The organism is Armatimonadota bacterium, from assembly GCA_036504095.1.
GTDB lineage: Bacteria > Armatimonadota > DTGP01 > JAKQQT01 > JAKQQT01 > DASXUL01.
The window spans coordinates 1-16273 of record DASXVS010000002.1; the positions used below are offsets into that span (position 1 = coordinate 1).

A 16273-nucleotide genomic window follows, 5' to 3' on the forward strand; every position below is an offset into this window, starting at 1 on the left:
CGTCGGGTCGTGGCTGTGGCTCTGGCTTCCTTCAGACCCCACCTCGCGGTGACGCCCTTGCCGTCGCTTAACGGTTCCGATTCCCTTTACCGTAGAGGACTTTCACCTCCGAGAACGGGCGCATGCCCGGCGTACATGAAAAGGGTGGGGGCCGAAGCCCCCACCCTCCACATTTTTACCACTGTTCGTGCGGGACTTTACCGAACGCCGATGAGGTGAACGGTTCCGTCCGGGGAAGTGGCGATCAGGTAGTCCGCGCCAGGGGTCTGGCCTGTGGCGGACATCGGGCCGCGAACCGGGCTCATCACGGCGATCATCTGCTGGTCGTCGCCGTTCAGCGGCTTGCAGGAGAGGATCTCCTTGTTTTCGGTCGCGCGGTAGAGAACGTTGTTCGACGAGACCGGCATGCTCTGGGATCCGCCCGTGTTGTCCGGGTTGAACAGGCCGGGCAGCGTGTAGCCCATGAAGGAGCCGGCGTTGTCGAACGAGGAGATTCGGCCGTCAGACGTTCCTGCCTGAATCAGGTTGGAGCGCTTTTCGTAGAAGGCGCTCAGCGTCAGCGGGCTCGACAGTTCGAATGGATGACCATCGGATACGCCCGTGGCGACGTTCAGCTTGAGGAGCGTGGTGCCGGTGCCGGTGCCGACGTAGACCGCGTCGCCAACGGTCAGCGGGGAGGTGGTGGTCGGGGTGGCGACGGTACTCTGAATGGACAGGTCGGAGTAGCGCACGGTGAACAGGCCGTCGTTGCTGCCGACGAAGATCAGACCGTTCATCGGTACCGAGGCGGCCGATGTCGAGATGGCGCCGTCGCTCAGTTTGACGGTCAAGGGAGCGGTGAGGGTCGTCGGGATCTTGTAGAGAAGGGTCTGGTTCAGGTCAGAGCGGAACACCGGAACCACGATAGTGTCGGTAGGTTCGCCGGTGAGGGTCTTGTCCACGACGGCCATGCCGGAGTAGATGTGGGCGTTCGGGTCCAGCTGTACCGAATTAATCAGGGCGCCCGTCTTGAGGTCGAACGCATAAACTGTTCCGGTGTCGGTGCCCACGTAGAGAGCGTCCTTCAGGACGGCGGAGCGGCCAGGAACCTTGCCGCTCAGGGTTTTGCCGCCTTCCCAGCCGGGGGCGTCATTGCCGGTGGCGGGGTCAAGGACGAACAAAGTGCTGCCGGAGGCAACAATAGCGCGGCGGGCATCATCAGTCTGGGTTGCCGCGGTTGCGGAACCTTCGATTGCGGTGCCGAGCAGGCGGCTCTGGATAGGAACGGTGAGGGTTCCGCCGATCAAGCCGCCGTGAAGCGTGCCGAAACCAACTTGGACCCTGGTGTACTTGCCCGTGAACTTCCCGGGGTTGAACGCGGCGTAGTCCGTGGTGTTGAATGGCGGGACAGAGCTCTCGGCGCCGGCCTTCGCGTTCAGCACGCCACTCAATTGGGCGTTTGCGGCGGCGTCATAAACGGCCACGATGTTGAACGTGCCGGATTCAACGTTGGCGGTGATGCCGCCGGAATATGTGATCCGGAACACGCCATCGTACATCACTGTTGTGCCGATGACCGCGGTTGCGGTACCGTCGAGGACCACGGTGTACTTGCTGAGGTCGCGGTCCAGAAGCGGCGGGGCGCCGACGGCGAGGTATGCGGCAAGCGGACCGCTCGCATGGAACGGGTCGCCCACTTCAGCCTTGTTGACGTCCAGGTTGCCCGGGGCCTTGCTGTTGATGATCGTACCGTCGGCGATGCTGGCACTGAAGCCGAGAACGCCGCCCTGCAGGGAACCGCTTACGATGCCGGTTGCGGAGCCGAGGACAGTGGGTTTGTAGGTACCGGTGAAAACTCCCGGGTTGAAGATCGCGTAGTCTGTGTTGTCCCACGGCGTCTGGGTCGTCGCGTTGCCGTTCGTCGCGATCAACTGCGCCGTGAGCTTCGCTGCCCCTGTGAACGGCTCGTTATAACTCGCCAGGAGACTCAGGCTGCCGGTTTCGATCACCAGGCCGGACGGGAAGTCAGGGGCTGTATACGTCAGCGTGAACGTGCCGACGTAGGTCACCAGAGTTCCCGTGACGTTCGTCACGGTGGCGTTGAACCCGAGGGTATAGCTGCTGAGGTCGTTATTGTTCAGCGGCGGGCCGCCAATGGTGTAATAGGAAGCGAGCGGCGCCAATAGCGAGAACGTATCGCCAACTTCTGCGTGCGCCGTATCGGTGTTGCCGGGAGCCTTCTGGTTCTGAACGGTGGTGTCCGAGATGCTGGTCGCAAATCCGATGTTGCCCGCGTTCAGGTTGCACGCCAGAGAGCCGTGGGTGTAGTCACCAGGGGCCGGCTTATAAACGCCGTAGAACCGGCCGGGATTATACAGGGAAAAATCTGTGTTGTTCCACGGAGCAGGAAGCGGCAGCTTCGCATCCGCGAGCAGAAATCCGGTCAGAACGGCCGACCCGTCCGGCCCGTAGACCGCGCGCACGTCCAGTTCGCCCGTCACAATGGTGAGGGATACGGAACCGGTGTACTTGAGAGTGAACGTTCCTTCGTATCGGACCTGGTTGCCGGTCACTTGTGTGGCCGTACCGGTCAAATCCGCGGTGTATTTGTTGAGGTCATTGTCGTTGATCGCCGGGGCGGCGCCGGACGAGCGATAACTCGTGAACGCTGCACCGGTGACCGTGAAAGTGTCTCCGACTTCCGCCACGTTTACGTTGGTGTTGCCCGAACCCTTGACGTTAGTAACCGTAGCGTTCGCGACCGTGAAGCCGAACCCATCCGCCCAGGCGCGATTAACGCATAACCCGGTCAGAAGGAGCAAGGCAGCGGCCCATCTCATCTTCATCGTCTGACTTCCTTTCGAGTGGCTGGTAAGCACCGGGCGCGCCGTCTTGCGCGCCCGCAATCTGAAAGAACACGTGGACCGCTTCAACCGACATCACGACGGAAGGCAGCCCAACTTGCCGACTATTCCTGCATCGGGAGTTGCGCGCCGCAAACTCAGGGCACGCACTCGCGCAGCGACCTTATATGCGGAAATCAGAGGGTTGGCGAACGAAAGGGACCCGTCGCATTTTGACCGGCCCGGGATGTCACGACGACGCGCTTCTTTGCACGCCGAGTGAACACGCAACCTGGAAGGCTGAGTATGATGTCTGTTCGCTCCGTCCCCGGCCGCGAAAGATCGCCGCCGATCCCGCCCGCTATCTTCAGCGTGACTCCTGCTGCAAAGGTTCCATGTCACGCCGAATGCCATGAGCACACCAGTAATGGTAACGTCTAGCGCCCTGAATGTTCTAATGAAAGCAAAATTTCAGGGAACTATTTGCGCTCACGTCCACGCGTCGGTTGCGCCCGGCGCCGTATCCAACAGTTTGACGCGCCGACACCCCGTGTGGTTCTTCCCTTTTCGCACAAACCCGCCGCAAAATACGGTATGCCCTTCAACACACCCACCTGCCGCCTGATCGACGCCTCCGAGCACGACGCCTGGAACGCCTTCGTCGCCGCCGATCACTCCGGCGACCTTCTCCAGTCAACCGCCTGGGGCGAACTCAAAGCCGCCAGCAGTTGGGAGCCCTCGGTCATCGCCGCGTTTCGCGAATCCCGCATCGTCGGTGGCATGATGCTGCTCCGCCGCGCCCTTCCGTTGGGCAAAGCGCTGTTCTATGCGCCCCGCGGGCCGGTGTTGGATTGGAACGATGCCGCCGTGGTGAACGCCGTCGTGTCGACCGCGCGCGAATATGCGATATCGCGCGGCGGCATCGTCGTGAAGGTGGACCCGCCGTTCGAGGACGAATCGGCGGCCGCGACGCTGATCTCCACGGGCTTCAAGCCGGTTGGTGGTTGCGGCGGGTTTGGAGGCACACAACCACGCTGCGTCATGCAGTTGGACCTCCAGCGACCGCTTGACGACATTATCGCTTCCTTCCACCAGAAATGGCGCTACAACATCCGCCTCGCGGCAAAGAAGGGTGTTACGATCCGGATGTCGCAGGATCGCGCCGACCTTCCCACGTTCTACGCCGTCCTCCGCGAAACGGCCAGGCGCGATGGTTTCCTGGTTCGCTCCCAGGCTTATTTCGAGTCGATGTGGGATGCGCTGGTCCCGCGCGGCTGGATGCGCCTGTTCCTGGGCGAGGCCGAAGGCGATACCGTCTGCGGCGCACTGACCTACCTCTTCGGCGACAAGGCCTGGTACACCTACGGCGCCAGCTCGAACCTGCACCGCGAGAAAATGCCCAACTACCTTATGCAGTGGGAGATGATCCGCTGGGCACACGAACAAGGCTGCCGGTGGTATGATTTCCGCGGCGTCTCGTGCACGCCGGACGATCCGGATGACAAGACGGCCGGCTTGAACCGCTTCAAGAGCGGTTTCAACCCGCGTTTCGTCCGGTATATCGGCGAGTTTGACCTCCCGCTCTCCGGACCGGCTTACTGGGCTTTCACGAAGGCTCTGCCAAAGGCGCGGGCCATGATGAAACGCACCCGCGGCCGCGAATCCGCGGAGGCCCCGGAATGAGCGCCCTGCCTACCGCGTGGGTCGAGGTCGATACCGACGCGATCCGGCACAACTACCGCGAGATCAAGCGATTCGTGGGGCCGGACGTGGACGTCATGGCGGTCATCAAGACCAATGGCTGCGGTCACGGTCTGGAACTCGTCGCCGAAGCCCTCAGGAACGAGGCCGGCTGGTTCGGCGTGAGCACCGTGGAGGAAGGAATTCGGGCACGCTCCGTCGCTCCGAACAGTCGAATCCTGGTCTTTCACCCGTGCGGCCCGTGGAACGCAGCGGCCTTGGTTGAGCACGACCTCATCGCCACAGTGGACTGCGAGACCGGCGCGTCTGCACTTGCCGAGGCCGGCCGCCGGGCCGGCAGACTACCTATGGCGCACCTCAAGATTGACACGGGGATGAGCAGGTTCGGGGTCCGGGCCGGCGATTTCGAGACGATGCTTCGCGTGATCGCGGTTCCTGGAATCGCCTGGGACGGCGTCTATACGCATCTCTCCATCGCGGCCGCGCGAGGCAACGGGGCGCGCCTGCACCTGACGGCGTTCGATGCGGCTCTGGCACGCCTTCAGGAAGCGGGCTTTCAACCTCCGGTTGTCCACGCCCTCAACAGCGCGGGCACCCTGCGGTTCGCCGAACACCGATACAGGCTTGTCCGTTGCGGCACCCTTATCTATGGGCAGTATCAGCCCAACGTTCCCCATTCTCTGAACCTGAAGCCCACCTGGACTCTGAAGGCCAGAATCGTTTCCCTGCGTGAATTGCCGGCCGGTACGGGCGTCGGTTACGGCGCCGAGGGCATCACCAGGCGTCCCAGCCGCATCGCCACGCTGCCCATCGGATTCGCTGACGGCCCCACCCTGCTCCCGAGAAGTGCATTCGAGCGCGAAAGAGGCGTCCGCGCCTTGGTGAAGAAAGCCCTGGGGCGGGACCGGATGATGGTGCAGACCGAGCACGGCGCGGCCCCCGTAATAGGCCGGGTAGCTTCTCAATCCATGATGCTGGACGTCACCGATCTTCCCGTTGTCAAACTCGGCGACGTCGTTGAAGTACCGTCTCGGCGCCTCGTGGTCGGCGAGCACATCCCACGCGTCCCGATCACCGGAGGAACGGGCTGACTGCCGCGGCCTACCCACCCAGTTCGGCCATCAGGCGCTCCTCGGCGTCTTCGTTGGAAAGGTTGTGTTTCGCCCGCAGGACGGAAACGCCCACCACGGGCGGGTATGCCTGGTCAGCCAGCATTCGCGGATGGATGTATTCCATCACTTCATGAAGCAGACGGCATGCCGGCTCGTAGTCCAATCCGGCGAGGCGCTTGATATACCGCGTGGATCGGTCGATGAGTTTCAGGTTGCTGGGGACGACCCAGACCATCGTGTTGCCCATCACGCGCCCCAACCGCACCATCGTGCACGTGCTCAGAGCGTTCAGCATCATCTTGATGCCCGCCCGCGTGACGCCGTCTAGCAGGAGATCGGTCTCAGGCACGGCCAGCGCAACCGCCGCCGTAAGGTCCGGAACCGATTTCAGCGCGTCTGAAACGACGCTCGCCGGTCCTGCCGCGATGAGGCCGATGGAAGCGCCGGTTTGTTTGGCCGTATGGATCTGCGTCCGGAGGAAGCTGCCGGCATCCTTCAGGCCGGACAGTTCACCGGGGGCGGCGATCGCGATGGCGCTGTCACCTGCGTCGAGCTTGCGGTACTGCAGCCCGTCCAGGCCCACTTTGAACTTCATCAGGTCGTCAAACCCGATTTTATGCACGATGTCGATCGTGCGGTCGGCCATTTCGCCTTCCACCATCGATTTGACCTGTTCGTCCGACCAGCCGATGCAGGCCGGGGTGCGTTTCAGGATGTGTTCCCATGCGCGCGGCGTATCCTCGTAGGGCATGAACAAAAATGCCCACGATTCGGATGCCAATGTGTCATCGAAGCGGCGGAACGGCGGGGTGCAGTACGTTGGCGAACGTTCCGTCGTGTCGGTGAGCACATCGATTCCGAATCCGTCGGCGAAGTAGTTGTTCTTGTGGCCGGACCGGTAGACGTCCTCCTCCATCGTCACGAGTTTGGCGAGGCTGTCGCACAGGCCGTCCGAGCACAGCGTCGCGTGCATCTCCCTCAGTTTCGCCAGGAACACCGACGGGACACCGGCCGAATCCAGCGCGCAGGGGCCGCCCGGCTCGATTTCGGACATGAGGTCCCTAACAACCATCTCCAGGACCGTGCAGAGCACTGCGAGTTGTATGGTGGTCGCCTGCATCCGCGTGGAGCCGGTGATGGCCATCGGGCCGGTGGTGAGGTTGATCTTCTCGATGCGCGGTTCCTGAATCACCTCTCGGCTGCGCTGAACGTGTTCGCAAAGGATATCATCCGGGTTGTTGTACACGAAGTAGACCTTCGCGCCACGATCCAGGGCCTCCCACGCGGTCCCGATGACGAACGATGTCTCGCCGCCTTCCGTGATGGCGAACACGACGTCCCTTTCGGACACGTCGAGGTCCGCTAATTGCTGCCGTCCGAACTGGGTGAAGTCTTCAAATCCCTCCACGGATTTGATGAGCGCGAAATCGCCGCCTGCCATCGCCGAAAAGGCACGATCCTCCCACTGGGAAGCCACCGCAACCCCGCGCGCCGCCTGTTTCTGCCAGAAATCGCGCCAGATGGAGTTCAACTGGATGCTCAACCTGCCGGTAGAGCCGCACCCGGTGAAGACGACCTTTCCACCCGCTTTGAGGGCATCGCGCAGTGTGGCCGCAATGCCGTCGAACCGGTCGGAATCCACGAGCGCTTTGTACGTTGCGACGACGTCTGCGTCCACGTCGAAGAGCAGGCGCAGAGCCGCGGGGACGCTGGTGGAGGCCGTGTCGCTCAGATGAAGCGTGATGGGGTGAACGGACTCGGTGACGAGGTCGCCCAGTTTGAACTGCGGGGCGACCTTTAGAAAGTCAGCGGCGCGCTGATCTGAAATATGAGACATGGGTACTCTTTTCTGGAAAACAGGCTGCCTGGCTCGGAGCAGCGAAAGGATGGCTAGTCGTCGTATAAAAAGACGGAGCGGCGGGCACTGTCGTACTCAGCGAGTTCGGGCTGCCATTCCGCGATGATCTCGTCCGGCGCCCTGCCGGCGTCCACATCTTCGCGAAGGCCGGGCCCTCCACCCAGCAGATCGACAAACGGCGGGCGGCCTTCCGTGAATGGAGGCAGCCACTGGAAATCAGCACGGTACTGTGACTTAAGGGTGCTCAGAAGCTTGACCCCGGTAGCTACGGGCTTGAAGGCCTCGCGGTCCACAACGTGCAGCTGGCAGCCGTGACACGGCACTCCCTTGTGCTTGCTGCTGTCGGGGATGAAGTGGAGGGCGCGCCATCGCACGCCGGGAATATTCTGCCCGTTCAGTGCGTCCGCGAGCGCATCGGCGTCAATGTACGGCGCTCCCACGACCTCGAACGGCTTCGTCATCCCGCGCCCTTCGCTCAGCGTCGTACCCTCGATGAAGCACATGCCGGGATAGGCGCGTACGGTGTCCAGGGTGGGGATATTTGGGGACGGCATCACCCACTGCAGGCCGGTTTCTTCCCAGTGCATGCTCCGCTTCCAGCCCTGCATCTTTATGACCGTGAGGTCGCAACTCACACCCAGTGCGTCGCGGTAATAGCGGGCGAGCTCTCCCGTGGTCAGGCCGTGCCGGTTGGCCAGCGGGTGCATCCCGACGAAGGAGGTACAGCCAGGCTTTACGATGTTGCCTTCCACCTCGATCCCGCCGAGTGGATTCGGCCTGTCCAGAACGACGATAGGGATCCCGTTCTCGCCGGCCGCTTCCATGCAGTACGACATCGTATAGAGGAACGTGTAATATCGCGCCCCAACGTCCTGCAGGTCGAAGATCAGGGCATCGACACCCTCGAGCATCTCTGGAGACGGTTTGCGCGTCGGCCCGTAGAGGCTGAAAACAGGAAGGCCGGTGCGGGGGTCGGCGCCGCTGTTCACATGGGCGCCGGCCGCGGCGTCACCGCGGACCCCGTGCTCAGGGCCATACAGGGCGACGATGTTCAGTCCCGCCTGTCGCAACGCATCCACTCCGGATTGGAGCGAGCCGGTAACGGCACTGTGGTTGGTGATGAGGCCAATCCTGCCCGAAGGCGCTTCGCCGGGGTGGTTTAGGAGATAATCCAGTCCGGTGGTCACCATGGTATTCGTGATTCCTTGTTCATGCAGGCAGACTGCGATGGCTCACGTGTAGGTTACCACGCGGAGACACGGTTGTCAAAAGGACGAGGCGCAAACGACCGGCCCAAGGCGCAGGGTACCGGCATTTGCTCAAACGGTTTCCCTGCCGCCCTTCAATCCGGTAGACTATTAGGAGCAAGGCCGTCGCCCCAGGCGTGGAACCCGCGTGAGGGTGCGCTGTTGTGTCCGGAGCGGTCGGCGGGAAAGACCGCCTGATGATAGAACTACTCAACGTATGCGTCCGGTATCCGAACGGCGTCGATGCGCTTCGCGGTATTACCGTAAGCGTGGATCCGGGCGAATTCGTTTTCCTGGTTGGTCCAACCGGCTCCGGTAAATCGACCTTCCTCAAGCTCCTTTACCGCGAGGAACGGGCGCTGTCCGGCACGGTGTATGTGGCCGGTGAAAACGTGGAAACCCTGCACAGGCGGGAGATTCCCCGTTTCCGCCGCCATATCGGCGTGGTGTTCCAGGATTTTCGGCTCCTCCCGTACAAGACCGCCTGGGAAAACGTTGCGTTCGCCCTTCAGGTGACGGGCGCGCGGTCGCGGGATATCAAGGAGCGCGTACCGGCGATCCTGAATATGGTCGGCCTCAGCGCGAAATCGAAATGCCTGCCGGAGCAGCTTTCGGGCGGCGAACAGCAGCGCGTCTGCATCGCCCGTGCCCTCGTGAACGCCCCGCCGCTCCTGCTGGCCGATGAACCCACAGGCAACCTCGACCCGGCAACCTCTCTCGAGATATTCAACCTGCTCGATGCCATTCACCGCGCCGGAACCACCGTGGTGATCGCCACCCACGACGCGCAGATGGTGGACCGCCTGCAAAAACGCGTCCTGGTCTTCGAGGACGGCCTCGTGACCAGAGACGATCGAACCGGCGGCTATGAGGCGCTGGACAGCACACTGGCAAACGGCGGCGCCGTGCAGGCCGGGCGCATCGAGGCGGCCGGTGGAGCACTGGCTCCCGGAGGCGCGATCGAATGAGACTGAACAGCCTCGGTTTTCTGTTGAGCGAAGCGTTCGCCGGGCTGGTTCGCCACCGCCTGATGACGTTGGCCGCGATCAGCACCTCCGCCATCTCATTCACCGTAATGGGCTCATTCCTCGCTCTGCTATTTGCGCTGAACGCGATGTCGTCCTCGATGCTTTCCGATCTCGGCGTGGCGGTATACATGAAGCCGAATACTGATCGGACCGACACCCTCAACACGCGCGAAGCCATCAGCGAGATGCCCGGCGTGGCTTCCGTGATCATCGTCACAAAGGAAGACGCATGGTCGCGCATCAAACGGGACCTTGGCTCGAACGTGCCTCTCGAAGGCGTGAAGGACAATCCCCTTACCGACGAACTGCACGTTCGCCTCGTAGACGTAGACCACGTCGCCGCGGTCTCGCAGGCGGCGGCCAGGTTGAATGGCGTCGACCAGTCCAAGATCATGTCGGATGTGGTCCGTAACGTGCAGGCGACGGTCAAACTGCTGAAGCAATTGGGCATCGCCGCGGCATGTCTTCTGATGATCGCCACTCTGGCCGTGATCGCCAACGTGATCCGCCTTACAGTGTTCGCTCGCCGCCGTGAAATCCACATCATGCAGATGGTCGGCGCAACCAACGGGTTCATCCGACTGCCGTTCCTGTTGGAAGGCATCATCTACGGCGTGGGGGGAGCAGCGGTGGCCGGAGCTATTGTCTTCCACGGCGGACAGAGCGTTCTCCGCCTGATCCACAGCACGCTGCCGTTCCTTCCGATAAACGATTCCGTGGTCCCGGCGAACGCGCTGGCGATTGCGCTGATTTCCAGCGGTGCCCTTGTCGGTCTCCTCGGCAGCGCGGCGAGCGTGCGCAAATTCCTGCTCTCCTAGCCCTATGAAGCGCCTTCTCCTACTGCTCTTATGCATGGTGCTGACGATCGGGACGGTCGGGTTCGCAAAGCCGGGGCGCAACGACGCTCGCAAAGCGAAGCGGCGGGCCCTGGCGGCGAGATTGCATTCCATCAAGGCAAAGAAGATCGCCGTGAAACAACAGCTGCACGCAGCGCAGGTCCGCAAGCGCACCTGGGTAGAGCAGTTGATGGACACCCAGCAGCAGTTGGGTGAAACTAAGGATCGCATCGACACCGCGTCGTCGCGGCTGAGGGCAACCGGACGGGATCTGCGCCGGTCCAAACGCAGCCTCGACCGCGTGCGGGCGCGCCTCAAGGAGCGCAACAGACTCCTCACGCAGCGCCTCATTGCCACCCAGCGCTACGGCACCGTGAGTTACGCCGCCGTGTTCTTCCACTCCACGGACTACTGGGACTTCCTTTCGCGCCGGCGCCTGATGACCAAACTCGTCCAGTATGATGTCCGCCTGGTAAGGGGGATCCGGGAGGACGAGACTGCCGTGCTGCAGATCCGCACCCATCTGCTGGCCAAGCAGGCGGAGCAAAAGGAACTGGTAGCCTACCTCGACCAGCAGCGCGTCCTTCGCGAAGGGTTACGCGAGGCACAGGCAGACCAGGTTCACGAGGCCTCGAAGGATGTTGCCCGTTACGAACAGATGCTGGAAGAACTGGACAGGAACAGCAGCGAAATCGCATCGTTCCTCCAGCGCCTCCAGGCGACTCCCGCGGGGCGCGCGCGCATGGCTATACCGTACCGCGGCGGGCTCATGATGCCGGTCCGTGGGCGCATCACCTCCGGTTTCGGCATGCGGTATCACCCTATCCTTCACCGCTACAAACTGCATACCGGCGTCGATTTCGGCGTGGGAATCGGAACGCCCATCCACGCGGCCGGCAACGGCGTAGTGGTACACGCCGGCTGGTGGGGCGCCTACGGCAACGCGGTCATCATCGATCACGGCGGCGGCGTAACGACGCTTTATGGGCACATGAGCGCCGTGAAATGCCATACCGGCGAGGTGGTGCTTCGCGGCCGCGTCATCGGCCTCGTGGGCAGCACCGGCTGGAGCACCGGCCCGCACTGTCACTTCGAAGTCCGCCGCAACGGCGTGCCTGTGAACCCGTTGGGAGGCTGAACGGGCGGTCGCGAACTGACAATTGAAAGAGGGAAACGCGATGTCTGAATCAATGCATAACACCATCATCGGTGAAGCGCTGCCGAATATCCCGTGGGAGGACCGGCCGGTCGGTTCGAACGAGGTCTGTTGGCGGTACAGCCGCAACCCCGTTATTCCACGCAATCTGCTGGCGGACAGCAACAGCATCTTCAACAGCGCAGTGGTTCCGTACAACGGCGAGTTCGCCGGCGTGTTCCGCTGCGACAACACTGCCCGCGAGATGCGCATCCACGCGGGCCGCAGTCACGACGGCATCAACTGGGACATCGAGCCGGACCCCATCCCGTTCCAGTCCTCAGACCCCGAAATCGGCGTTGTGGAATATGCCTACGACCCGCGGGTATGCTGGATCGAGGACAGGTACTGGGTCACCTGGTGCAACGGATACCACGGCCCCACCATCGGGGTCGCGTGGACCAACGACTTCCATACGTTCCACAAAGTGGAGAACGCCCTGCTGCCCTTCAACCGCAACGGCGTGCTTTTCCCCCGACGCATTAACGGGAAGTACGTGATGCTGAGCCGGCCCAGCGACAACGGGCACACCCCTTTCGGCGACATCTTCCTCAGCCAAAGCCCCGACATGGAGCACTGGGGCGGGCACCGTTTCGTGATGGCAACGACCGGAAAATACCCCTGGCAGAGTACCAAGATCGGCGCCGGCCCCATCCCCATCGAAACGACCGAAGGCTGGCTGATGATCTACCACGGCGTGCTCACGTCGTGCAACGGCTTCGTGTATTCGTTCGGCGCGGCGCTGTTGGACCTGGATGAGCCATGGAAGGTGATACACCGCACCGCGCCATACATCTTTTCGCCGCAAGCGCCGTACGAGCTTGCAGGCGACGTCCCCAACGTCACGTTCCCCTGCGCCGCGCTGACCGACGCGCCGACGGGACGCATCGCCATCTACTACGGCGCCGCGGACACCGTCACCGGCCTCGCCTTCTGCCAGGTGGACGAACTGATAGGGTTCATCCGGGCGAACCGCATGGGCTGAGAACCTAACCCCCGACCCCGTTCCCCTATTCGCTCGCTGCGCTCGCAGGGAAGGGGGAGGAAATCTGCTTTCGGCGCCCTTTCCCAACGCGCGCGGCGCGGAAATGGGGAAGGGGCTGGGGGTTAGGTCTGGGCCGCGCACATAATGACCTATGCGCACGCCTGTTCCACCCGAGCCGCAACCCCTGTACGCCGCCGTCGTTGTGGAGACCGAGACCTCCCGCATCCCGCAGCCGTTCACCTATCGCGTCCCGCCTGCGCTCGCCGGCGAGGTCGAGATCGGCGCGTCGGTGCTCGTGCCATTCGCCGGGCGGGACTTACTGGGTTACATTATCGGCCTGTCCAACGCCGCGCCGGAAGGCCTGGCTGTCGTAAAGGACGTCATCGAGCGGGTCCGCATAGAGCCGCTATTCGATGCCGGCCTTATAGACGTCACGGACTGGATTTCCAAGTACTACCACTGCTCGGTCCGCGACGCCTTGCGCCCGTTGATCCCGCGGTTCATGACCAGCAGCCTCAAGACCATCGTCTCCGTCTCTCCACCGGTTCGAGAGATTCTCGCGTACTCCAAGGTGCTGAACCTCGGCCAGGAGGTCCAGTTGTTCTTCGAGCAGCAGGGCGAGACGGTGACGAACGTCCTGCAGGGCCTGCCGATGAAAGTGACGCCGAAGCAGAAGCAGGTTATGGAACTGCTGACCGCCAACCTGGACGGCGTGGAGATGGAGGACCTGAAGGAGCGCCTGAAATCGCAGCGCCTTAGCGACACGTTGAAGAAACTGAAGGATCGCGGCCTGGTGAACGTGGTGAAGAGCGTAGTGGCGCCGCAGGCCCAGCCCAAACGCCGCAAGGCCTATCGCTTCGTCCGGATGCCGGACGAAGAGGAAGCAAAATCCCTCAATATCACGGCCAAGCAGGCAAGGGTCCTCGCCGAACTGGAGAGGTTGCGCAAGCTGGACTTCGGGCGCGCAAAGCCCGTGTTGCAGCGCGAAATCCGTTGGCGGCTGGGTGTGAGCATGGTCCCGATGGATGCGTTGGTGGAGAAGGGCCTGCTGGAGGTCGTCTATGTGGAGGTCCGCCGCGACCCCTGGCCGTCATCCGGAAAAGCTTCGGCGCCTCGGCAGCTCACCCCGGACCAGGAGAACTCGTACCAGGCCATTTGTTCCAGCGTCGACCGCCGTCGAGGCGAGCGATTCCTCCTGCACGGCGTCACCGCGAGCGGTAAGACGGAGGTCTATCTCCAGAGTATCCAGACCGCACTGGACGCGCATCAGCAGGCCATCGTTCTGGTGCCGGAGATCTCGCTCACGGCGCAAGTGATGGACATCTTCCAGGCGCGTTTCGGCGACCGGGTTGCCGTGCTTCACAGCGCGCTGAGCATCGGTGAGCGATACGACGAGTGGCGCCGCATCCGCAGCGGCGAGGCGAGCGTCATCGTGGGCGCGCGCTCGGGCGTGTTCGCGCCCGTGCCGAACCCCGGCCTCATCATCCTCGATGAGGAGCACGAGGGCAGCTACAAGCAGGACCGCGCGCCGCGCTACCACGCGCGGCACGTGGCGGCGAGGCGGGCACGAGTTTCCGGCGCCACGCTGGTCCTGGGCAGCGCCACCCCTTCGGTCGAGTCGTTCTATCTGGCGGATAAGGGCCGGATGAAGCTGCTGGAAATGCCGACGCGCATCGAAGACCGCCCGATGCCGCCGGTCCACATCATCGACCAGCGTGAGGAGTTCGCTGTTGGGCGCGGCCTCTTCTCCGGCCGACTCGAGGACGCCATCTGCCGCCGCCTCGCGCACAAGGAGCAGGTAATCCTCTTCCTGAACCGCCGCGGCTACAGCTCCAGCATCCTCTGCCGCGATTGCGGGTTCACCGCCAAATGCCCCAATTGCAGCGTGTCGCTGACGTATCACGCGCCAAGCGGGTCGCGCCGACCCTATCTGCAGTGCCACCACTGCGACCACCACGAGCACGCGCCAACCATCTGCCCGCAATGCAGCGGCACGCGCATCAAGTATTTCGGGCTGGGCACGGAGCGCATCGAAATCGAGACGCAGAAGATGTTCCCGGACGCCCGCATCCTGCGCCTCGACCGCGATACCACCAGCCGCAAGGACGCCCACCGCCGCATCCTGACACGGTTCCGCAACGAAGATGCGGACATCCTCATCGGAACGCAGATGGTCGCGAAGGGCCTCGATTTTCCGCGCGTGACGCTGGTCGGGGTAGTGGCAGCGGACACCGGGCTGAACATGCCGGATTTCCGCGCCGCCGAGCGCTCGTTCCAACTGCTCACGCAGGTCGCCGGCCGCGCCGGCCGCGCCGATCTGCCCGGCGAGGTCATCGTCCAGACCTTCAACCCGGACCACTACGCCATCCAGGCCGCCATCAAGCACGATTACCACCAGTTCTACCGCGAGGAGATCGTATTCCGCGAGGCGCTGAAATACCCGCCGTTTTCGTATCTGGCAAACGTCATCGCCACGACCGACAGCTACGACGGCGCCGGAACGGCAATCGACGCCGTCGCCGAGGCCGTCCGAACCGTAGCGGACCCCAACGTCGTCCAACTGTTGGGGCCCGTCGCCGCGCCGATCGCGCGGCTCCAGAACCGCCACCGCCGGCACCTGCTGTTGAAGGCGCCGGACGCCGCCGTGTTGAGCGCCACACTGGAGGACGCCTTGAATCGCCTGGATGAAAGCGTGCTCGACACCCTGACCGTGGACGTGGACCCGCAGAGCCTGTTGTAGAACGATGAAGTAGGAACGATGAACGATGAATTCCCGGACGGAGTGGTACAATGTGCGTGGGAGGGACGGCGATGGTTGAAGCGCTACAGGAATTCGAGGGCACTTGGGAAGAGCTGGCGGAGCACGCCGAGGAATTCAACGGCCGGCGCCTGCGCGTTGTCGTGCTGCCGGAGCCGGAACCCGCAGGCGAAGGCGACGGGCTCACGATCGAGGAGAAGATCGCGGCCCTCTTCGCGGACGTGCCGGAGTCTGAGTGGGCAAAACTACCACCAGACTTGACCGATAACCTCGACCACTACATCTACGGCACACCAAAGCATTGAACACCGTCTTAGCGGATACACTTTATTGGATCGCTGCTAGCCGAGCGTCAGACCCCTGGCATCGACCGGCGACGGCAGCCCGTCAGGCGCTTGGAGATGCACAGATCGTGACCACGGAGGAAGTGCTCACGGAATATCTCAATGCTATGTCCGGCGCGGGCGCCGCCCTTCGTTCGCGGGCAGCGCGAGCCGTCCGTGAGATATACTCCAGCCCGGCAATCCATGTCGTATCACAGTCGCAGCAGACCTTTTCAGACGGCCTCGACCTCTACGAACGACGTCCTGACAAGTCGTACAGCCTTACGGATTGCATTTCCATGAACGTAATGCGGGCTGAAGGCATCACAGATGTCTTAACGAATGACCGCCACTTCGCGCAAGAGGGCTTCAACGTCCTGATCGAGAGATAACCTCGCACCCAAATCC

The 16273-nt window shown here is 62.8% G+C and carries 11 protein-coding genes and 1 pseudogene; 9 read left to right on the top strand and 3 right to left on the bottom strand.

All coding sequences use genetic code 11. From position 1 onward, the window contains the following. Nucleotides 1–197 precede the first annotated feature (197 nt). Entirely contained in the window at nucleotides 198–2825 is a 2628-nt protein-coding gene (locus VGM51_00145) for a hypothetical protein (protein ID HEY3411443.1), read from the bottom strand. 591 nt (nucleotides 2826–3416) lie between these two features. Here VGM51_00145 and VGM51_00150 point away from each other — a divergent pair. Together VGM51_00150 and alr are read left to right on the top strand one after the other, a co-directional pair. Continuing rightward, complete coding sequence (locus tag VGM51_00150) at nucleotides 3417–4505, top strand: peptidoglycan bridge formation glycyltransferase FemA/FemB family protein (protein ID HEY3411444.1); 1089 nt, start codon at nucleotides 3417–3419, stop codon at nucleotides 4503–4505. Continuing rightward, the gene (alr, locus tag VGM51_00155) at nucleotides 4502–5614 is read left to right on the top strand and encodes an alanine racemase (protein ID HEY3411445.1); all 1113 of its coding nucleotides are present in this window, start codon (nucleotides 4502–4504) and stop codon (nucleotides 5612–5614) included. The genes VGM51_00150 and alr overlap by 4 nt, the downstream gene beginning before the upstream one ends. Nucleotides 5615–5624: 10 nt before the next feature. On the opposite strand, the gene VGM51_00160 is transcribed toward alr, so the two are convergent. Both VGM51_00160 and VGM51_00165 read right to left on the bottom strand, forming a co-directional pair. Continuing rightward, nucleotides 5625–7472, bottom strand: coding sequence for a hypothetical protein (locus VGM51_00160; GenBank protein ID HEY3411446.1), 1848 nt, complete (start codon nucleotides 7470–7472; stop codon nucleotides 5625–5627). Nucleotides 7473–7525: 53 nt separating this feature from the next. Then, nucleotides 7526–8683 (bottom strand): DUF1343 domain-containing protein, encoded by a 1158-nt coding sequence (locus VGM51_00165; protein HEY3411447.1) that lies wholly within the window; start codon nucleotides 8681–8683, stop codon nucleotides 7526–7528. Between the two features lie 254 nt (nucleotides 8684–8937). Between VGM51_00165 and ftsE the strand changes: the two are divergent. The 7 genes and pseudogenes from ftsE to VGM51_00200 all read left to right on the top strand — a co-directional run bounded on the left by ftsE (nucleotide 8938) and on the right by VGM51_00200 (nucleotide 16257). Then, nucleotides 8938–9594, top strand: a pseudogene (gene ftsE, locus VGM51_00170) (cell division ATP-binding protein FtsE). A gap of 110 nt (nucleotides 9595–9704) precedes the next feature. Further along, nucleotides 9705–10586 (top strand): permease-like cell division protein FtsX, encoded by an 882-nt coding sequence (gene ftsX, locus VGM51_00175; protein ID HEY3411448.1) that lies wholly within the window; start codon nucleotides 9705–9707, stop codon nucleotides 10584–10586. A gap of 4 nt (nucleotides 10587–10590) precedes the next feature. Continuing rightward, the gene (locus VGM51_00180; GenBank protein ID HEY3411449.1) at nucleotides 10591–11742 is read left to right on the top strand and encodes a peptidoglycan DD-metalloendopeptidase family protein; all 1152 of its coding nucleotides are present in this window, start codon (nucleotides 10591–10593) and stop codon (nucleotides 11740–11742) included. A gap of 40 nt (nucleotides 11743–11782) precedes the next feature. Then, a complete protein-coding gene (locus tag VGM51_00185; GenBank protein ID HEY3411450.1) occupies nucleotides 11783–12784 on the top strand; it encodes a glycoside hydrolase family 130 protein in 1002 nt (333 codons plus the stop codon). Nucleotides 12785–12935: 151 nt separating this feature from the next. After that, nucleotides 12936–15524: a primosomal protein N' gene (gene priA / locus VGM51_00190; GenBank protein HEY3411451.1), complete on the top strand. Its 2589-nt coding sequence runs from the start codon at nucleotides 12936–12938 to the stop codon at nucleotides 15522–15524. A 71-nt stretch (nucleotides 15525–15595) separates the two neighbouring features. Continuing rightward, a complete protein-coding gene (locus VGM51_00195; protein HEY3411452.1) occupies nucleotides 15596–15847 on the top strand; it encodes a hypothetical protein in 252 nt (83 codons plus the stop codon). After that, nucleotides 15844–16257, top strand: coding sequence for a PIN domain-containing protein (locus VGM51_00200; GenBank protein HEY3411453.1), 414 nt, complete (start codon nucleotides 15844–15846; stop codon nucleotides 16255–16257). The genes VGM51_00195 and VGM51_00200 overlap by 4 nt, the downstream gene beginning before the upstream one ends. The last annotated feature ends 16 nt before the right edge of the window (nucleotides 16258–16273 follow it).